The organism is Actinoplanes oryzae (genome assembly GCF_030757795.1).
Taxonomy (GTDB): Bacteria; Actinomycetota; Actinomycetes; order Mycobacteriales; family Micromonosporaceae; genus Actinoplanes.
This window is the reverse complement of the sequence record NZ_JAUQWH010000040.1, coordinates 41,024-60,552: the sequence shown is the minus strand read 5'-3', so window position 1 is coordinate 60,552 and position 19,529 is coordinate 41,024. Positions and strand designations below refer to the sequence as shown.

General features: G+C 71.1%; 16 protein-coding genes and 1 pseudogene. 6 read left to right on the top strand and 11 right to left on the bottom strand.

The annotated features are described in order from the left end of the window. Positions 1-383: 383 nt before the first annotated feature. Entirely contained in the window at positions 384-1,199 is an 816-nt protein-coding gene (locus RBH18_RS15980) for a DUF6082 family protein (RefSeq protein ID WP_306208417.1), read from the top strand. Here the strand turns inward: RBH18_RS15980 and RBH18_RS15975 are convergent. From RBH18_RS15975 to RBH18_RS15960, 4 genes and pseudogenes are all read right to left on the bottom strand, one after another. Continuing rightward, positions 1,123-1,323 carry a DUF397 domain-containing protein gene (locus RBH18_RS15975; protein ID WP_306208421.1) on the bottom strand — a complete coding sequence of 67 codons (201 nt, stop codon included), beginning with the start codon at positions 1,321-1,323 and terminating at the stop codon, positions 1,123-1,125. The two genes, RBH18_RS15980 and RBH18_RS15975, sit on opposite strands and share 77 nt — an antisense overlap. Positions 1,324-1,454: 131 nt before the next feature. Beyond that, positions 1,455-2,066: an aspartate/glutamate racemase family protein gene (locus tag RBH18_RS15970; protein ID WP_306208415.1), complete on the bottom strand. Its 612-nt coding sequence runs from the start codon at positions 2,064-2,066 to the stop codon at positions 1,455-1,457. Then, positions 2,063-3,412: pseudogene (locus RBH18_RS15965) on the bottom strand (sensor histidine kinase); the annotation flags it as partial. The pseudogene RBH18_RS15965 and the gene RBH18_RS15970, both read right to left, overlap by 4 nt. Positions 3,413-3,473: 61 nt before the next feature. Beyond that, positions 3,474-5,117 carry a Na+/H+ antiporter gene (locus tag RBH18_RS15960; protein WP_306208413.1) on the bottom strand — a complete coding sequence of 548 codons (1,644 nt, stop codon included), beginning with the start codon at positions 5,115-5,117 and terminating at the stop codon, positions 3,474-3,476. A gap of 50 nt (positions 5,118-5,167) precedes the next feature. Here RBH18_RS15960 and RBH18_RS15955 point away from each other — a divergent pair, with 50 nt between their 5' ends. Then, the gene (locus tag RBH18_RS15955) at positions 5,168-7,573 is read left to right on the top strand and encodes a beta-glucosidase (protein WP_306208411.1); all 2,406 of its coding nucleotides are present in this window, start codon (positions 5,168-5,170) and stop codon (positions 7,571-7,573) included. On the opposite strand, the gene RBH18_RS15950 is transcribed toward RBH18_RS15955, so the two are convergent. Continuing rightward, complete coding sequence (locus RBH18_RS15950; protein WP_306208410.1) at positions 7,570-8,124, bottom strand: TetR/AcrR family transcriptional regulator; 555 nt, start codon at positions 8,122-8,124, stop codon at positions 7,570-7,572. The genes RBH18_RS15955 and RBH18_RS15950 overlap by 4 nt on opposite strands. 64 nt (positions 8,125-8,188) lie before the next feature. Between RBH18_RS15950 and RBH18_RS15945 the strand changes: the two genes are divergently transcribed. Next, on the top strand, positions 8,189-8,626 hold the full coding sequence (locus RBH18_RS15945) for a nuclear transport factor 2 family protein (protein WP_306208407.1): 438 nt from the start codon (positions 8,189-8,191) through the stop codon (positions 8,624-8,626). Between the two features lie 43 nt (positions 8,627-8,669). On the opposite strand, the gene rhaI is transcribed toward RBH18_RS15945, so the two are convergent. The 6 genes from rhaI to RBH18_RS15915 are packed head-to-tail and all read right to left on the bottom strand — an operon-like array spanning position 8,670 to position 14,808. Then, entirely contained in the window at positions 8,670-9,836 is a 1,167-nt protein-coding gene (gene rhaI / locus RBH18_RS15940) for an L-rhamnose isomerase (RefSeq protein WP_306208405.1), read from the bottom strand. A 5-nt stretch (positions 9,837-9,841) separates the two neighbouring features. After that, a complete protein-coding gene (locus RBH18_RS15935) occupies positions 9,842-10,159 on the bottom strand; it encodes an L-rhamnose mutarotase (RefSeq protein ID WP_306208403.1) in 318 nt (105 codons plus the stop codon). A 13-nt stretch (positions 10,160-10,172) separates the two neighbouring features. Further along, complete coding sequence (rhaS, locus tag RBH18_RS15930; protein ID WP_306208401.1) at positions 10,173-11,252, bottom strand: rhamnose ABC transporter substrate-binding protein; 1,080 nt, start codon at positions 11,250-11,252, stop codon at positions 10,173-10,175. A gap of 31 nt (positions 11,253-11,283) precedes the next feature. Further along, complete coding sequence (locus RBH18_RS15925) at positions 11,284-12,300, bottom strand: ABC transporter permease (protein WP_306208399.1); 1,017 nt, start codon at positions 12,298-12,300, stop codon at positions 11,284-11,286. Further along, on the bottom strand, positions 12,293-13,315 hold the full coding sequence (locus RBH18_RS15920) for an ABC transporter permease (protein ID WP_306208397.1): 1,023 nt from the start codon (positions 13,313-13,315) through the stop codon (positions 12,293-12,295). The genes RBH18_RS15925 and RBH18_RS15920 overlap by 8 nt, the downstream gene beginning before the upstream one ends. After that, positions 13,315-14,808, bottom strand: coding sequence for a sugar ABC transporter ATP-binding protein (locus tag RBH18_RS15915; protein ID WP_306208395.1), 1,494 nt, complete (start codon positions 14,806-14,808; stop codon positions 13,315-13,317). Before RBH18_RS15915 ends, RBH18_RS15920 begins: the two co-directional genes overlap by 1 nt. Before the next feature lie 175 nt (positions 14,809-14,983). Here RBH18_RS15915 and RBH18_RS15910 point away from each other — a divergent pair, with 175 nt between their 5' ends. The 3 genes from RBH18_RS15910 to RBH18_RS15900 all read left to right on the top strand — a co-directional run bounded on the left by RBH18_RS15910 (position 14,984) and on the right by RBH18_RS15900 (position 19,529). Beyond that, entirely contained in the window at positions 14,984-16,003 is a 1,020-nt protein-coding gene (locus RBH18_RS15910; RefSeq protein ID WP_306208394.1) for a LacI family DNA-binding transcriptional regulator, read from the top strand. Between the two features lie 104 nt (positions 16,004-16,107). After that, positions 16,108-18,138 (top strand): bifunctional aldolase/short-chain dehydrogenase, encoded by a 2,031-nt coding sequence (locus RBH18_RS15905; RefSeq protein WP_306208392.1) that lies wholly within the window; start codon positions 16,108-16,110, stop codon positions 18,136-18,138. Then, positions 18,135-19,529 (top strand): rhamnulokinase, encoded by a 1,395-nt coding sequence (locus RBH18_RS15900; protein ID WP_306208390.1) that lies wholly within the window; start codon positions 18,135-18,137, stop codon positions 19,527-19,529. Before RBH18_RS15905 ends, RBH18_RS15900 begins: the two co-directional genes overlap by 4 nt.

Sequence of the window (19,529 nt, the reverse complement as noted above, 5' to 3'; positions counted from 1 at the left end):
TCGCGGCGGGGCCTTCGCCCGTCGGGGGCGGCCCCGGCCAGCCCACTCCCCGGCTGGAGCAGGCCGCCGGCAGTTGACGGCAGCCCGGGCAGCTCTTGACCGGCTTTTGCTTCGAGACCACGGAAATGTCGGTCTCGATCCCTCGAAGCCCTAGCCCACCGACACGGCACCTTCGACAAGTGTTGTGACCGCTACCGTCCACCGGTCGGCCTCGGCATGGCTGAAACGCGACACAGTCGAGCTTCGCAGGCGATTTGGCACGGGGTATCCATGAGTGAACTGTTCATCCCAGGATCCGGGTGTCACGCCAAGTTAGGATTGAGTTACCACAAGTCAATATCGCTCATTTGCCGATGAGACACGCATGAAGCACGGTGACGTCCATGGCCAAGCCGCCCGCCCAGGCTGTTGCTCGGATGACCATCCGGCTCCTCCTCTCCGCCGCCGGCGCAGTTGCCGGGTTCGCGGCGGTGCTGTGGTCCCCTGTCCTCCTGCTGAAGGTTCTGGGAGACGGGCTGCCCTGGTCCGACCTCTCCGACATCGGTCAGGCGTACGGCGGCGCCTCCGCTGTCGTGTCAGCCATCGCGCTGACCGGAGTGGCCGCCTCGTTGACAATCCAGATACGACAGACCCGCCAGGAGCAACTGAACACAGATCGGCAGCGGCATTTCGACCTGCTGAAGCTCGCAATGGACGATCCGGAACTGTTCGAGGCGGTGGACGGCGAAGGCGTGACCACACCCAGGGACCGCAAGAAGGTGTATGCGAACTTGTGGATGGTCTACTGGCTCAGCCTGTGGGAGTTGGGCGATCTCCCCGAGGCCGAGCTCCGCAACCACATATCCCGGATGTTCCGAAATTCGATATCGCGCGACTGGTGGAGTGACCGCCAAGCAACCTGGATCACGCCGCGCAACCGTCGACACCGACGCTTCGTGGCGCTCGTCACGGAGGAGTGGCGGACAGCCGAGACCGAGGCGGCTGCCCTGCCCCTCGTGATCACGTCAACCGAGCGGCGGGGATCCGGCACGACGAATCTGGCGGGCCACGTCCTGGTCCGCGCCTTCTCAGGCACCGTGTCCATCGCTCATGCCGGGTTGTCGGCCATCGACCGGCGAAGAATCAGGCGCGGTCGAAGCGGCCTGTCTTCACGTCGGCCAGGAACTCGGCGAAGGTTCCGGAGGCCAGCGCGAGGATGAGTCCGTCCGGATCCTTGGAGTCTCTGAGGTAAATGGTCCCCGAGTCGCCGGAGGCCACTTCCACGCAGTCACGGTCCAAGGCCGACCGGCTGCTCTTACGCCAGCGCAGTGGCTCAGCTGCCATTTCGTTCTTCAATGTCAACGGCCTCGCGAGTTCAATCATGATGATGCAGCCTGACCATTCTCAGTCAGAACCGCCCCGGAAGGCCTTCAAGACACGCCGATCATCAGATTTGAGAATGATCAGAAGCAACGTCATGACGGCGGCGCCATGACCGTCACCCACGCTTGCGCTCCGGCGACGGCGGAGCGGGGGCTGGTGAGGACCGGTTTGGCGAGGTCGGTGAGTAAATCGGCGGCCGGGGCCATGCTGGCCTGGGCGAGGGCGATCACGTCCGCGTCGAGGGTGCGGGCGTAGTCGGCGATCACCCGGGCGTACCCCTCGGAGTCTCCGGCTTCGAAGAGGGGCCACGCGTACAGGCAGCGCGCCACCGTCAGCTCGGTGTCGGGCCGGGCGTGGGACTGGAACAGTGCCAGCGTCGGTGCCACTGTCGATTCGACGGTGACGACCAGGGCGATGCGGCGGCCGGCGGCGACGGCTTCGGCGGCCATGGGTTCGTCGGCCCGGAGGACGGGGATGCCCAGGGCCGGTGCCAGGGCGACGGCCATGGCGCCCAGGGTGGAGCAGGTGCAGACGATGACGTCGGCGGGGGTGAGGGCCTGTAACCGCAGCAGCAGGCGGTCGCGCACGTCCAAGCCGCGGCGGGCGTCGGCGAGCAGGCTCTCGTCGACCAGGTGGCGGGATCCGGGGGCGAGGGCGCCGAAGGCCGGCACGTGGGCCGGGGAGGTGTGCAGGAAGCCGATCATCGGGGGGCCAGGGGCAGGGACAGGACCATGGTGAGGCCTCCTCCGGGGGTTTCCTCCGGGGTCAGCCGGCCGCCCATCGACTCGGTCAGGCCTCGGGACAGGGCGAGGCCGAGGCCCACGCCCGTGTGGTTGTCGCGGTCGCCCAGGCGCTGGAACGGCAGGAAGATGTCTTCCCAGCGGGAGGCGGGGATGCCCGGGCCGTGGTCGATGATGCGGAATTCCATCATGTCGGCGCGGGTGGTCGCGGTGATCGCGGGTGGGCGGTCGGGCGGGCTGTAGCGCACGGCGTTGCCGACCAGGTTGGCCAGGACGCGTTCGAGGAGGCCCGGGTCGGCGAGGAGGGCCGGGAGGTCGTCGGGGATGCGGGTGACCACGGCGCGGCCGGCGGGGCCCAGGTCGTCGAGGGCGCCCGGGACGACCTCCTCGGCGCCGATCGGGAGGAGGGTCACGCCGAGGGCTCCGGCCTGGAGGCGGCTCATGTCGAGGAGGTTGGTGACCAGCCGGTCGAGGCGGTCGAGCGACTCGGCGGCGGTGAGGAGCAACTCGGCGCGATCCGCCGCGCTGAAGTGGACGTCCTCGCTCCGGAGGCTGGCGACGGACGCCTTTGCCGACGCGAGGGGCGTACGCAGATCATGGCTGACGGCCGCGAGCAGCGCGGTGCGCATGCGGTCCGCCTCCGCGAGCACCGACAGCCGTTCCTGGCGCAACGCGACCGTCATCTGGGCGGCGAACGCCTCGACGACGCGCCGGTCGGACGCCTTCAGGACGCGGCCGTACAGCACCAGAACGACACCGTCGTCCGCGGGCACCCGGATCTCGGGCTCGCCCGGGGAGCCGACGGCGACGATCTCCGCATCGTCCTGCCGGACCACCACGCCTTGCAGGGTGAACGTTTCGCGCAACTGAGAGACCAGGCCGAGCAGCGGACGGTCGCCGCGCAGCACCGCGCCCGCCACGCTCGCCAGCGTCTGCGCGTCGGCGCTCGCCTCGGCCGCCTGCCGGGTGCGCCGGGCGGCGGTGTCGACCACCCAGCTCACCGCGATCGCCACCACGACGAAGATGACCAGCGCCAGGAGGTTGTCGGGCTCGGCGATGAGGAACCGGCCGTACGGCGGGGTGAAGTACCAGTTGAGCAGCAGCGACCCGGCGAAGGCGGCGAGCAGGGCGGGCCAGACGCCGCCGAGCAGGGCGACCCCGACCACCGTGGCCAGGAACAGCAGGATGTCGCTGGTGAGCGACAGGCCGCGGCCGTGCAGCGCGGCGGTCAGGGCCGGCAGGCCGAGGACCACCGCGCCGAAGCCGGCGAGGCGGCGGCCGCGGGACAGCGCGACGGGCGGCCGGTGGCCCTCGGTCCGCAGGCGCGCCACCCGGCGGATGAGCGCCTCGCCCTGTGTCACCTCCACCTGGTCAGCGCCGGTCGGGGAGCAGCCGCTCCTCGTGGTCGAGCTCCCGTTCCAGGGCGCGCAGGCTCTCGTCGGAGAGCCGGCCGGCGTCCCGCCAGCGCAGCAGCTCCTCGCGCTGGGCGTCGATGACCGATCGGCGTACGCGCAGAGCAGCCTCGTACTGCGGCGAGACCGGCAGCTCGTCCGAGTCCGCCGACTCCAGCAGGTCGAGGCGGCGGCGGTAGCGCTCCAGCCGGACCTGCATCTGCTTGCGCATCGAGTCGATGGCCGGGTCCTCGACGTGGTCGTGCTTCTCCTGCTGGATCTCGTCGAGCCGGTCGATCGCGGCCTGCGCCGAGGCGGTCCGGGCCTCGTTGCGCTCGCGGGCCTCGTCGGTCTCGTTGGCGCGCAGGCCCAGCATGCGCACCAGCGGGCCGAAGCTGACGCCCTGCAGCACGAGCGTGACCAGGACGACGACGAACGCACAGAACAGCAGCAGGTCCCGGTCCGGGAAGGGCTCCCCGGAGTCGGTCGTCAGCGGGATGGTGAAGACGGCGGCCAGCGTGATGACGCCGCGGGTGCCGGACCAGCTCAGCGCGATGATCTCCTTGCCGTTGAGGGCCCGCTCGCGCTTGGGCGAGTCCTCGTCGGTGTCCATGTCGCCGCCCAGGCGGGCGTGCATGGCCGGCGGCAGCGTCTGGGTGACCCACAGGAACAGCGGGCGCAGCAGCAGCACCACCCCGACGGAGATCGCCAGGGCGATGACGATGGTGCTGGTGCTGTACTCGCTCAGGCCGTCGATGACCCACGGCAACTGCTGGCCGATGAGGAGGAAGACCAGCCCCTCGAGGAGAAAGTCGACGAGCCGCCAGACCGCGCTGACCTGCAGCCGGCTGGCGCCCGTGGCCAGGCGCGGGGTGTCGTGGCCGATGATCAGCCCGGCGACGACCACGGCCAGGACGCCGGAGACGTGCACCTTCTCCGCGAGCACGTACGCCAGGAAGGGGGTGGCCAGGGAGATCGCGTTGGCGATGATCGGGTCGTGCTGGATGCGGCGGGTGGCCCGGAACGCGTACGCGACCACCACGCCGGCCACCACGCCGCCGACCGCGACCAGGGCGAACTCGCCGAGGGCCCGCGGGAACGAGAACTCGCCGCCGGCCGCCGCCACCGCGACGCTGAGCAGGGTCAGCGCGGTGGCGTCGTTGAGCAGGCCCTCGCCCTGGACGAGCGTGACGATCTTGCGGGGCAGGCCGACCTTCTTGCCGACGGCGAGCGCGGCCACCGGGTCGGGCGGGGCGACGGCCGCCCCGAGCGCGACCCCGGCCGCCATCGTGGCGCCCGCGACGAACCAGGCGAAGCCCGCGCCGATCACCAGCGCGGTGAGGATCACCAGGACCACGGAGAGGCTGATCACCGTACGCAGGTTGCGCCGGATGTCGATCAGCGAGGAGTCCAGCGCGGCGTTGTAGAGCAGCGGCGGCAGCACCAGGGTCAGCACGAGGTGGGGATCCAGCTCGACGTTGGGCCCGGGCAGGACGGCGTAGAGGATGCCGAGGAGGGTCAGCAGGGCGGCCGCCGGCAGCCCGGTCCGCTCGGCGAACCAGCGGACGGCCACCACGACCCCGACCCCGGCAAGGATGAACAGCAACGTCGTCTCGACACTCACCCCTGTATTGTTCCGGACCCGGAGCGGTCCCGTGGCCAGCAAGGAACTCGATGAGATCAAGATCGGCAGTGGCGGCCCTCCTGGCGATCCTCGGTCTGGTGGTCCTCACCGGCGGCGTCGAGGACCAGAGCGCCCCGGAGCAACGCGCGGAAGCCCTGCTCACGCGCATGACGCAGGCCGAGAAGCTGACGTTGATGCACGGCGGTGCGGCCTGCGGCTACGTCGGGTGTGTCGACGGCATCGAGCGGCTCGGCATCCCCCCGCTGCGGCTGCAGGATGGCCCGACCGGGGTCGGCGGCGGCCTGACCGGGGTGACGCAGCTGCCCGCCCCGGTCGCCGCGGCGGCAGCGTGGGATCCGGCGGTGATGCGCGCGTACGGGCAGGTCCTCGGCGCCGAGCAGCAGGGCAAGGGCACCGACGTCGTGCTGGCGCCGACGGTCAACATCGTCCGTGACCCGCGCTGGGGGCGGGCGTTCGAGTCGCTGGGCGAGGACCCGTACCTGTCCGGGGTCGCCGCCGCGGCAGAGCTCGGCGGCATCCGCTCCGCCGGGCCGATGGCGCAGGTCAAGCACTATGCCGTCTACAACCAGGAGACCAGCCGCAACACCCCGGCGAGCGACGCGACGATCGACGAGCGCACGCTGCGCGAGATCTACCTGCCGGCCTTCGAGGCGTCGGTCGCCGCGGGCGCGGAGTCGGTGATGTGCGGCTACAACCCGGTCAACGGCATCTACCCGTGCGAGAACGGCTGGCTGCAGGAGCGCATCCTCCGCGGCGAGCTCGGCTTCCGGGGCTTCATCACGTCGGACTGGAACGCCACGCACTCGGCGGCGGGCGCGGTGCGCAACGGCCTCGACATGGAGATGCCCGGCGCGAAGTACTTCGGCACGCTCGGCGACGAGGACGTGGACGTGCACGTCCGCCGCATCCTGACCGCGATGTTCCGCAACGGCATGTTCGACCGCGACCGGGGCGGCAGCCGCACGGCCCGGGTCACCAGCGACGCCCACGCGGTGGTCGCCCGCGAGGTGGCGGAGCAGGGCAGCGTGCTGCTCAAGAACGATCAGAGCCTGCTGCCCGTACGCGCCGGCGTCCGCTCGATCGCCGTCGTCGGCAGCGGAGCCGGTACGGCCGTCCTGAGCCAGGGCGGCGGCAGCGCGCGCGTCGACCCGGAGTACGTCGTGTCCCCCTACGAGGGCCTGCGCGACCGGGCCGGCACCCGCGCCCGGGTGACCTACGAACCGGGCGTGACCAGGGCGGACGGTGCGTTGCCGACCGTGCCCGCGCTGGGGCTGACGGGCGAGTTCTTCGACGGCACCGGGCTCGCCGGGCCGGCCTTCGCCACCCGTACGGACGCCACGCTCGACGCCGACTGGCGAGGCGGCGACCCCGGCACGGGCCGCTCGTCGCCGTGGTCCGCCCGCTGGACCGGGGACCTGACGGCGCCCGCGACCGGCACGTACACGTTCTCGCTGACCAACACCGGCGGCGGCCGGCTGCGCATCGGTGACCGCACTGTCGTGGACAACGGCTGGAGCGACGGCCCGCGCCGCACGGGCCGGGGCACGATCGCGTTGACCGCCGGCGAACGGGTGCCGGTGACTGTGGAGTTCGCGCACTTCAAGGGCAACGCCGCGCTCACCCTCGGCTGGACGCTCCCGGGTCAGCGGCTGCACGACGATGCGGTGGCTGCCGCGCGTACGGCCGACCTCAGCGTCGTGGTCGTCGGCCGCGGCACCGGCGAGGGGTCCGACCTGCCGCACATCAGCCTCTCCCCCGCCGAGAACGCCCTGGTCCGCGACGTGGCGGCGGTCAACCCGAACACCGTGGTCGTCGTCAACAGCGGCTCCGCGGTGGCGATGCCGTGGGCGGGCTCGGTCCGGGCCGTCGTCGCCGCCTGGTACCCGGGCCAGGAGTACGGCCACGCCCTCGCCCGCCTCCTCTTCGGCGACGTCGACTTCACCGGCCGGCTGCCCGTCACCTTCCCCCGCACGCTCGCCGACGTGCCCGCCGCCACCCGCGCGCAGTGGCCCGGCGGCGACTACTCGGAGGGGCTCGAGGTCGGCTACCGCTGGTACGACGCCACGGGCAAGGAGCCGCTGTTCCCCTTCGGGCACGGCCTGTCGTACACCACGTTCGCGTACTCCGGCCTGCGGGTCTCGCGGGAGAGCGCGACCTTCACCCTCACCAACACGGGTTCCCGCGCCGGCACCGAGACACCCCAGGCGTACGTGACCCCGCCACCCGCCGCGGACGAGCCGCCCCGGATCCTGGCCGGCTTCGCGAAGGTCACCCTGGCGCCGGGCGAGTCCCGCGAGGTCACGATCCCCCTGAACGCCCGCGCCTTCCAGCAGTGGACAGCCGGCGCCTGGCGGTCGGCGCCCGGCTCGTACGGGATCGCCGTCGGCGCCTCCTCCCGCGACCTCCGATCCACCGCGGCAACAGCCGTGTCCTAGCAGGACAGCAGCGCCGCGGCCGCCCGCCGGGCCTCGTGTGCGGGGCCCGGGCCGCCGTGGATGCCGGCGGTCACCATCGCCCCCTCGGCCAGCAGCAGGAGCTGGGCGGCGAGCTCGGCGGGCCGGTCCGCGTCGGCCACCCAGCCGGCCAGCTGCTCGGCGAAGCGCCGCTTGTGCCCGCGCACCTGAGCCAGGACGGCCGGCGAGGTGGAGCCCAGCTCACCGAACACATTGATCCACGCGCAGCCCCGGAAGCCGGGCTCGGTGAACCACTCGGCGAGCCAGTCGAAGACGGCCAGCAGCCGCTCGTCGCGGTCGCCGGAACGCTCCACGAAGTCGGCCAGGCGTTGCCGCCAGCGCCGGTCGCGCCGCTCGAGGACCGCCTCCACCAGGGCGTCCTTGCCGGGGAACAGCGCGTAGAGCCGCTTGAGGGACACCCCGGACAGCTCCCGGACGTCGTCCATGCCGACGGCGTGCACACCGCGGGCGTACACCAGCTGCTCGGCGGCGTCCAAGGCCCGCTCGCGCGCTTCATTGACGGGGAGAACCACGGTTCTCTACCCTACCGGAGAACCGTGGTTCTCCTCATGCCGGAGGTCTGACATGCGCCCGCCCGTGCCCCCATTCACCGCCGAGACGGCCGCCGCCAAGGTGCAGGCCGCCGAGGACGCCTGGAACACGCGCGACCCCGAGCGGGTGGCCCTCGCCTACACCGAGGACTCGGTCTGGCGCAACAGGGACACCTTCGTCACCGGCCGCGCCGAGATCGTCCGCTTCCTCGCCGCGAAATGGCAGCGCGAGCACGAGTACGCGCTCCGCAAGTCGCTCTGGGCCTTCACCGCCGACCGCATCGCCGTCCGCTTCCAGTACGAATGCCACGACGACGCGGGCCAGTGGTGGCGCAGCTACGGCAACGAGCTCTGGGAGTTCGACGACCAGGGCCTCATGCGCCGCCGCGAGGCGAGCATCAACGACCTGCGCATCACCGAGCAGGAACGGCGCCTCTTCGGCCCACGGGCGCCGAGCGACCGGACCGAGCTGGCGTTGCGATGAGACCGGCGTGGCCGGGGACTCGTGATCCCCGGCCACGGTCCCCTCAGGCGCCCCAGCCGGCCTGCTGTCCACCGACCCGGTCGGCGACGATCTTCTCCTGGTAGCCGCTGCGCTTGTAGGCGGCGACCGGGTCCGGGTCCAGGCCGGCGTCGGCGCGGACCTCGGCCAGCAACGGGCGTACGTCGGTGTTGTACGCGTCCATCAGCACGGCGTTCGCCGCCAGGACGTCGCCGTCGTTCTGGGCCTTGCCGAGGGCGTCCCGGTCGACCAGCAGCGCCTTGGCCGTGGCCTCCTGGATGTTGAGCACCGAGCGGATGATCGCCGGGATCTTCGCCTCGATGTTGTGGCACTGGTCGAGCATGAAGTTGATGCCGTACGCGGGGTCGAGCGCGTCGCCGCGGACGATCTCGTACATGATCCGGAACAGCTGGAACGGGTCCGCGGCCCCGGCCATGAGGTCGTCGTCGGCGTAGAAGCGGCTGTTGAAGTCGAAGGCGCCGAGCTTCTTCTGCCGCAGGAGGAAGGCGACGATGAACTCGATGTTCGTGCCGGGGGCGTGGTGGCCGGTGTCGATGCAGACCGTGGCCTTCTCGCCGAGCTCCAGGCAGTGGGCGTAGGACGTGCCCCAGTCGGGGATGTCCGTGGCGTAGAAGGCCGGCTCGAAGAGCTTGTACTCCAGCAGGATGCGCTGGTTGTCGCCGAGCCGGTCGTACGTCTCGCGCAGCGCCGCCGCGAGCCGGTCCTGCCGGTTGGTCAGGTCGTCCTGGCCGGGGTAGTTGATGCCGTCGGAGAACCAGAGCTTGAGGTCGCGCGACCCGGTCCGGTCCATGATGTCGATGGCTTCGAGCAGGTGGTCGGTGGCCTTGCGGCGCACGCCCGGGTCGGGGTTGGTGACCGACCCGAGCTTGTAGTCGTCGTCCTGGAAGACGTTGGTGTTGATCGCACCGATCCCCACCCCGAGCGAGCCGGCATACGCGGCCAGTTCCGCGTAGTCGTCCACCTTGTCCCACGGGATGTGCAGGGCGACGGTCGGGGCGACGCCGGTGAACCGGTGCACGACGGCCGCGTCGGCGATCTTCTCCTGCGGGGTGCGCGGGACACCCTGCTGGGCGAAGACCTTGAAGCGGGTGCCCGAGTTCCCGAAGGCCCAGGACGGGGTCTCGATCCGCTGCGCGGCGAGCGCGCGCTTGACGGCGGCCAGGTCGGTCATCAGACTCACTTACCTTCTAGGTGGAAAACTTCGGTGAGCAGGGGAAAGCCCTCCTCGGGCGTGGTGCCGGCGAAGAACGGGGCCATCTTGGCCTGCCAGCGGGCGTTCACCTCGGTGGCGTTCATCGCCGCCTCGGACGCGGCCAGGTCGTCGGCCTCGACATAGCCGATCAGCAGCCCGTCCTCGCGCAGGAAGAGCGTGTAGTTGCGCCAGCCGGTGGCCCGGAGTGCGTCCTGCATCTCGGGCCACACGGCCTGGTGCCGCTCCTTGTACTCCTCGATCCGTTCCGGGCGGACCTGGAGCTGGAAGCAGTAACGAGGCATCGTCGGTTCAGAATCAGAAGTTGAACTGGTCGATGTTCTCGGCGGTGAACTCGGTCGGCGGGCCGAGCACGATCTCGCCGTCGGCGCCGATGGTGTAGTCACCGAGCTTGCCGGCGGTGAACTTCTGCCCCTCCGCGCTGGTGATCTTGCCGGAGGCCAGGGCGGCACCCGCGTACGCGGCCAGGAAGCCGATGTCGGCCGGGTTCCACAGCGCGAACTTCTTGACCGTGCCGTCCTTGACGTACTCGCGCATCTGGTTCGGCAGGCCGAGGCCGGTGATGGCGACCTTGCCCTTGTAGTTGGAGGAGCTGACGTACCGGGACGCCGCCGCGATGCCCACGGTGGTCGGGGAGACGATCACCTTGAGGTTCGGGTACGACTGCAGCAGGCCCTGCGCCTCCTGGAACGACTTCTGGTCGTCGTCGTTGCCGTAGACGGTCTTGACCAGCTTCAGCTTGCTGTTCTCCGGCTTGGCCAGCTCGGACTTCATCACCTCGATCCAGGCGTTCTGGTTCGTGGCGTTCGGGGTGGCCGAGAGGATCGCGATCTCGCCCTCGCCGCCGGCCAGCTCGTTCGCCATCTTCGCCAGGCTCTCGCCGATGCCCTGCGTGGTGGCCTGGTTGATGAAGGCGTCGCGGCACTCCTTGGCGGAGTCGGAGTCGAAGGTGACGACCTTGATGCCGGCCTGGCGGGCCTGGTTGAGCGACGGGCAGACCGCGTTCGGGTCGTTGGCCGCCACCACGATGACGTCCTGCTGCTGCTGGATCAGCGTGTTGATGTAGCTGACCTGCGAGGAGGCGGACGCGTCGTTCGGGCCGACCTTCTTGTACTCGCCCTTGAGCTCCTTGACCGCGGCCTCCCCGCCGGAGGTCTCGACGTCCGAGTAGGGGTTGTTGAGCTGCTTGGGCAGGAAGGCGATCTTCAGGCCCTCCTTGATCGCGGCGTTCGGATCGGCCGACGCGGCGCCGGCGCCGGCCGGACCGCCGCCGGAGGACTCGTTGCTGTCCTTGGTGGTGCCGCCGCAAGCGGTCAGGCCCAGGACCAGGAGTGATGCCGTGGCAGCTGTCAGTAGCCGGTGGTGGGTGCGAATCATCGGGGGCTCCTGTTCAGGAAATGTCGAAAGATCAGGCAGCGGCTTGGCGGAGTCTCCGCCGGTGCCACGTGGTGCGAAGAGAGGTGACGATGTTGGGCAGCAGCACCGAGAGCACGAGCAGCGCGCCGGTGACGATGTTGAGGGCCTGACCGGAGACGTCCTGCAGGCGCAGGGCGTTCTGGAGGACGGCCAGCAGGACCACACCGGCGAGTACGCCCGGCAGGCTGCCCTTGCCGCCGAAGATCGAGACGCCACCGAGCAGCACGGCCGCCACGACGGCCAGCTCGAGTCCCGAGCCGTTGTCGGCGCGGGCGCTGGAGTAGCGGAGCGTCCAGAGCACGCCCACCAGGCCGGCCACGGCGCCGCTGGCCACGTACAGCCAGAATTTGGTCCGCTCGACCCGGATGCCGGCGAAGTGCGCGGCCTTGTCGTTGGCGCCCATCGCGTAGAGCGCCCGGCCGACCGGGGTCGCGTGCAGCACGATGCCGAAGACGATCGCGAGCGGAACCAGCAGGAGGAGGACGTTCGGGATCGAGCCGCCGCCGATCGTGCCGGTGACCCAGCCGGTGTAGTCGAACGGGAAGTCGGCCACCGCGCCGTCGCCGAGGACCACCAGGGCGAGACCGCGGTAGAGCGCCAGGGTGCCGATCGTGACGGCCAGCGACGGCAGGCCGAGCCGGGTGACCAGGAAGCCGTTGAAGGCGCCGAGCACCGCACCGATCACGATGCACAGCGGGATGATCGTCTCGATGCTCAGGCCGTTGTTCCAGAACCAGCCCATCAGCGCGCTGGTGAAGCCGAGCGTGCTCGCCACCGACAGGTCGATCTCGCCGGTGACGATGATCAGCGTCATCGGCAGCGCGATGAGCAGGATCGGCATCAGGTCCAGCACGAGGAAGGTGTAGTTGCGGCTGGTGCCGAAGTTGGGCACGGCCAGCGACGCGACCACCAGGGCGAGCACGGTCAGGACGATGATGATGCCGTCCCAGCTCGCCAGCTTGCCGAGCTCGCCCCGGCGGATCCGGGACGGGGCTGCTGCTTCAGACATGCGAGTCCCTCTTCCTCAGGGCGCGGGCGATGCGGACAGCCACGACGCGGTCGGCGCAGATCGCGAGGATGATCAGCGCGCCGACGATGGCCTGCTGCCAGAACTGGTTGATGGAGAGCACCGTGAGGGCACTGCCGATGACCGTCAGCAGCAGGGCGCCGAGGCCGGCACCCCAGACCGTGCCGCTGCCGCCGGAGATCGCGACGCCGCCGACCACGACCGCGGCGACGACGTTGAGCTCGTAGCCGTTGCCGGCCGAGGCGTCGATCGTGCCGAACCGGGCGGCGAAGAGTACGCCCGCGAGGCCGGCCAGGGCGCCGCTGACGACGAACGCGCCGATGAGGTTGCGGCTCACCTTGATGCCGGCGAGCTCCGCGGCGTCCGGGCTGGAGCCCATCGCGTAGAGCTCGCGCCCGGCCCGGTAGTTGCGCATGACCACGGTGACGCCGAGGACGACGACGATCGCCACGAGCACCGGCCACGGGATGCCGAGGATCGAGTCGTTGGCGAAGGACAGGAAGTGCTTCGGCAGCTCGCTCGCGGTGACCTGGTCACCCCCGGCCCACGAGTACGCGACCCCGCGCCAGATGTACATCGTGCCGAGCGTGACCACGAGCGCCGGGACCTTGCCGTAGCGCACCAGCACGCCGTTGAGCGCCCCGGCGGCCGCGCCGACGGCGAGCCCGATCAGCAGCGCCACGATCATCGGCACGCCGGGGTTGGCCTGCAGGAGCGTGGCGACCGCGTATGCGCTGATGCCGAGCACCGAGCCGACCGACAGGTCGATGTTGCGGGTGATCACCACGACCGCCTGCCCGGCGGCCATGACCGCGAGGATCGCGGTGTTCAGCAGAATGTCCCGGATGCTCTGTGCGGACAGGAAGCGCGGGTTGTTCACGGCGGTGTAGACGACCAGCGCGACGAGGGCGATGACGATGCCCAGCTCGCGGGTCTTGACCAGCCCGCCGAAGGCCTTCTTGGCCGGCGACGCCGGCGTGGTGGCGAGTGCTGCCATCATTTCTGTCCCTGTCCCATGGCGGCGTACATGACGGTCTCCTCGGTGGCCTCTTCGCGGGTGAGCTCGGCAGCGACGTGCCCCTCGCGCAGGACGACGATGCGGTCTGCCATGCCGAGCACCTCGGGCAGCTCGGAGGAGACCATGACGACGGCGAGCCCGCGGGCCGCCAGGGAGGACAGCAGCCGGTGCACCTCCGCCTTGGTGCCGACGTCGATGCCGCGGGTGGGCTCGTCGACGATCAGCAGCTTGGGGCCGGTCGCCAGCCACTTGGCCAGCACCACCTTCTGCTGGTTGCCGCCGGAGAGCGTGCCCACCGGGTCGGTCAGCCGGCCGAACTTCGTCTGCAGCTGCTTCGTCCATTCCTGGGCCTCGCTGCGCTCCCGGCCGCCGAAGAGCAGGCCGAGGCGGGACAGCGCCCGGGACCGGGGCAGGTTGACGTTGCGCTCGATCGACAGCTCCATGACCAGGCCCTGCTGGCGGCGGTCCTCCGGGACCAGGCCCATGCCGGCGGTCATGGCGGCGCGCGGGTCGCCGCCCTTGAGCTTCTTGCCGAGGAAGCGGACGGTGCCGGTGTCGTACTTGTCGACCCCGAAGACGGCCTGCATCACCTCGGAGCGCCCGGCCCCCACCAGCCCGGCCAGCGCGACGATCTCGCCGGCCCGGACCGTGAAGCTGATGTCGCGGAAGACGCCCTCGCGGCCGAGGCCCTCGACCTCGAGCACGACGTCGCCGATCTCCGCCTCCTGCTTGGGGTAGAGCGCGCTGAGGTCGCGGCCGACCATGCGCCGGATCATGTCGTCGACGCTGAGGTCCTCGACCGGCTCGGTGCAGACGTGCCTGCCGTCGCGCATGATCGTGACGCGCTGGCAGAGCGCGGTGATCTCCTCGAAGCGGTGCGAGATGAACATGATGGCGGCGCCCTCGTCGCGCAGCGACCGGGTGACCGCGAAGAGCCGGTCGACCTCGACGCCGCTCAGGGCCGCGGTCGGCTCGTCCATGACGAGCACGCGCGCCTCGCTGGAGAGCGCCTTGGCGATCTCGACGAGCTGCTGGTCCGCGATGGACAGCCCGCGCGCCGGCCGCTCCGGGTCGATCCGCACCCCGAGGCGCGCGAAGAGCCGCTCGGCGTTGGCCCGCATCGTCCTGCGGTCGATCTGGCGCAGCCTGGTCAGCGGCTGGTTGCCCATGGCGATGTTCTCCGCGACCGACAGGTCGGGGAAGAGCGTGGGCTCCTGGTAGATGACGGCGATCCCGGCGGCCTTGGCGTCGGCCGGGCCGGCGAACTCCGCCGGAGTGCCGTCGACCACCAGCGTGCCGGTGTCGGGGCGGTGCACCCCGGCCAGCATCTTGACGATGGTGGACTTGCCGGCGCCGTTCTCGCCCACGAGGGCGTGCGCCTCACCGGCGTGCAGCGGGAAGCTGACGCCCTGGACGGCGGCCACGGCCCCGAACGATTTGCTCACGTCGCGGACCTCGAGCAATGCGCTCACGGCCACCTCCGGATCGAGTGTTTGAAATGTTTCAGGCGCCGTGTGACGAAGGTAGGTGGCCCCGATCACACATGTCAAGCATTAGATGGAAACCTTGTGGAAACATGGGCCGGGCCGGAGCATCCGGTGCCGTACCATGTCGCTTCAACGTTTCAAAACCGCGAGGGAGGCCCGCGTGGCCATCGGCAGAAGCCCGTCGGTCAAGGACGTCGCCGCCGCGGCCGGGGTTTCGCTCGGGACGGTCTCCAACGTGATGAACCGCCCCGAGGTGGTCAGCCCGGCCACCCGCGACCGGGTCGAGCGGGCGATGGCCGAGCTGGGCTTCGTGCGCAACGAGTCCGCCCGCCAGCTGCGCGCCGGCACCAGCCGCACGCTGGCCTACGTCATGCTCGACGGCAGCAACCCGTTCTTCCACGACGTCGCCCAGGGCATCGAGCTCGCGGCCGAGGACGCCGACCTGTCGCTGTTCATCTGCAACAGCAACGCGCGCGCCGACCGCGAGGCGCTGCACCTCGACCGGCTCATGCAGCAGCGGGTCCAGGGCATGCTGATCACTCCGGTCGACCCGGAGTCGCCGCACCTGGCCGACGTGGCCCGGCGCGGCATTCCGATCGTGCTGGTCGACCGGGTCGCGCCCGGCGAGTTCTGCTCGGTCGCCGTGGACGACGTGCTCGGCGGGCGCATCGCGGTAGAGCACCTGGTCGAGCAGGGGCACGAGCGGGTGGCCGTGATCGGCGGGCCGGAGTCGCTGGGCCAGGTGCGCGAGCGGCTCGAGGGCGCCCGGCAGTTCTGGTCCGAGCAGGGCCTGCCCCCGGAGGATCTGACGTTCATGCCGACCGCCGCGATGACCGTGGCCGAGGGGCGCTCGGCGGGCGAGCGGCTGGCGGGCATCCCGGCCCGGCGCCGGCCGACCGCGGCGTTCTGCGCCAACGATCTGCTCGCGCTCGGGCTGCTGCAGCAGGCGATCGGGTCCGGCCTGCGGATCCCGGACGACCTGGCGATCGTGGGCTTCGACGACATCGAGTTCGCCGCGGCCGCCGCCGTCCCGCTGACCTCGGTGCGCCAGCCGCGGCAGGAGCTGGGCAAGGCCGCGGCGCAGCTGGTGCTGGAGGAGGCCGCCGCGGCGACCCATCGGCACCGCCAGCTCACCTTCACGCCGGAACTGGTGGCGCGCGCCTCCACGCGTAGCCACTGAGGATCCTGGCGCTTTCTCCGGCGGGCTATTGACCCGGGCGCGATGCCCGCCGTAACCTGCCTGCAATCTATGAAACGTTTCACGGCTCCTCTTTAGGGATGGTCATGGCGAACCCCGTAGTCAGCGATCTCCTCGGCCGCAGCAACCGCCTCGGCGCCGACCCCCGCACCACGAACTACGCCGGCGGCAACACCTCGGCCAAGGGCACGGAGACCGACCCCGTCACCGGCGAGCCCACCGAGCTGGTGTGGGTCAAGGGCTCCGGCGGCGACCTGGGCACCCTCAAGGAGGCCGGGCTGGCGGTGCTCCGGCTCGACCGGCTGCGCGCGCTGACCGGCGTCTACCCGGGCGTCGAGCGCGAGGACGAGATGGTCGCCGCGTTCGACTACTGCCTGCACGGCCGGGGCGGCGCGGCTCCCTCGATCGACACCGCCATGCACGGGCTGGTCGACGCGGCGCACGTGGACCACCTGCACCCCGACGCCGGCATCGCCCTGGCGACCGCCGCCGACGGGCCCGCGCTGACCAAGGAGATCTTCGGCGACAAGGTGCTGTGGGTGCCGTGGCGCCGGCCCGGCTTCCAGCTCGGCCTCGACATCGCCGCCGTGCAGCGGGCCCATCCGCAGGCCATCGGCGTGATCCTCGGGGGACACGGCATCACCGCGTGGGGCGCCACCAGCGAGGAGTGCGAGGCGCGCTCGCTGGAGATCATCAACACCGCGGCGGCGTACCTGGCCGAGCACGGGCGGCCCGAGCCCTTCGGCGCGCTGGTGCACGAGCCGCTGGCCGACGCCGAGCGCCGGGAGCGGGCCGCGGCGCTCTTCCCGATCCTGCGCGGCCTGGCGTCGACCGACCGGCCGCAGGTCGGCCACTACACCGACACCGAGGTGGTGCTCGACTTCGTCGGCCGCGCCCGGATGCCCGAGCTGGCCGCGCTGGGCACGTCGTGTCCGGACCACTTCCTGCGTACGAAGGTGAAGCCGCTCGTCCTCGACACCGCGCCCGACGCGCCGCTCGAGGAGGTCGAGGCCCGCCTCAAGGAGCTGCACGCCGCCTACCGCGAGGACTACCGCGGCTACTACGAGCGGAATGCGACCCCGGACAGCCCGGCCATCCGCGGCGCCGACCCGGCGATCGTGCTGGTGCCCGGCGTGGGCATGTTCAGCTTCGGCGCCAACAAGCAGACCGCCCGGGTCGCCGGCGAGTTCTACGTCAACGCCATCAACGTCATGCACGGCGCGGAGGCCGTCTCGACCTACTCGCCCATCGACGAGGCGGAGAAGTTCCGCATCGAGTACTGGGCGCTCGAGGAGGCGAAGCTGCAGCGCATGCCGAAGCCCAAGCCCCTGGCCACCCGCATCGCCCTGGTCACCGGCGGCGGCTCGGGCATCGGCAGGGCCATCGCGCTCCGGCTCGCCGCCGAGGGTGCCTGTGTCGTCGTCGCCGACCGTGACCTCGACTCCGCCACCACCGTCGCCCAGGAGATCGGCGGCCCGGACGTCGCCGTCGCCGTCCGCGCCGACGTCACCGACGAGGCCGCCGTGGTGGCCGCCGTCAAGGACGCGGTGCTCGCCTTCGGCGGCGTGGACCTGGTCGTCAACAACGCCGGCCTGTCCCTCTCCAAGCCGCTGCTGGAGACCACCGAGGCCGACTGGGACCTGCAGCACGACGTCATGGCCAAGGGCTCCTTCCTCGTCTCGAAGGCGGCCGCCGCCGTGCTGATCAAGCAGGGCCTGGGCGGCGACATCGTCTACATCTCCAGCAAGAACTCCCTGTTCGCCGGCCCCAACAACGTCGCCTACAGCGCCGCGAAGGCCGACCAGGCCCACCAGGTACGCCTGCTCGCGGCGGAGCTGGGCGCCCACGGCGTACGCGTCAACGGCATCAACCCCGACGGCGTCGTGCGCGGCTCGGGCATCTTCGCGGGCGGCTGGGGCGCGAAGCGTGCCGCCGTCTACGGGGTCCCCGAGGAGAAGCTGGGCGAGTACTACGCGCAGCGCACGCTCCTCAAGCGCGAGGTGCTGCCGGAGCACGTGGCGAACGCGGTCTTCGTGCTCACCGGCGGTGAGCTGTCCCACACGACCGGCCTGCACATCCCGGTGGACGCCGGCGTCGCGGCCGCGTTCCTCCGATGACCATGTCGCCCGCGGCGGAGAACCGGAGCAGAATTGCGACGTTCGCGGCTGTCGACCTCGGCGCCTCCTCCGGGCGGGTCATGGTCGGCCGCGCGGGGCCCGGCGAGCTGTCGCTGACCGAGGCGCACCGGTTCGTCAACGAGCCCGTACGCGTCGGCGGGACCCTGCACTGGGACATCCTCGCCCTCTACCGCGGGGTCCTGGAGGGCCTGCGCAAGGCCGGACCGGTCGACGCGATCGGCATCGACTCGTGGGCCGTCGACTACGGGCTGCTGGACGAGAGCGGCGCCCTGCTCGGCAATCCGATCCACTACCGCGACTCCCGCACCGACGGCGTCGCGGCCAAGGTGGATGCCCTGGTGCCCGATCTGTACGCCCGCACCGGCCTGCAGAAGCTTCCCTTCAACACGATCTATCAGCTCGTCGCGGCAGCCGGCACCCCGCAGCTCGACGCCGCCCGGCAGCTGCTCCTCATCCCCGATCTGCTCACCTATTGGCTGACCGGGGTGGCGGGTGCGGAGTTCACCAACGCGTCGACAACCCAGCTGCTCGACCTCCGTAGCGGGCAGTGGGCACGCGACCTGGCCGCCCAAGTCGGCATAAATTCTGACTTGTTGCCTCCGCTCCGGCAACCCGGCGAGCTGATCGGCCCCGTCCTGTCCAGCGTCGGCGTGGGCACGCCGGACGTCATCGCGGTCGGCTCCCACGACACCGCCTCCGCCGTGGTCGGCGTGCCGGCCGACGCGGACCGGTTCGCGTACATCTCGTGCGGCACCTGGTCCCTGGTCGGCGTCGAGCTGGACGCGCCCGTGCTCACCGAGGCGTCCCGGCGCGCCAACTTCACCAACGAGGGCGGCGTCGACGGGAAGATCCGCTACCTGCGCAACGTGATGGGACTCTGGCCGCTGCAGGAGTGCCTGCGCGAGTGGGGCAACCCCGACATCGTCCCGCTGCTCACCGAGGCGGCCCGGTTGTCCACAGGCCCGGTGGTCGACCTCGACGATCCGGTCTATCTTCCCCCCGGGGGGATGGAGGGGCGGCTCGCGGGACGAATCGGGCGGCGACTTTCGCGAGCCGGGCTGGTCCGGTGCATCGTGGACAGTCTTGCCCTGGCTCACCAGAGGGCGGTCGAGCAGGCGCAGGAGCTGTCCGGCACGCACGTCGACGCGGTGCACATCGTGGGCGGCGGCGCGCGCAACGAGCTGCTGTGCCAGCTGACCGCCGACGCGTGCGGGCTGCCCGTGCTGGCCGGCCCGGTCGAGGCCACCGCGCTCGGCAACGTGCTGGTCCAGGCCCGGGCGGCGGGGGCGATCGGCGGGGACCTGCGGGCGCTGCGCGCGCTGATCCGCCAGACTCAACCCATCAAGCGGTACGAGCCCCGGGGAGGTTGA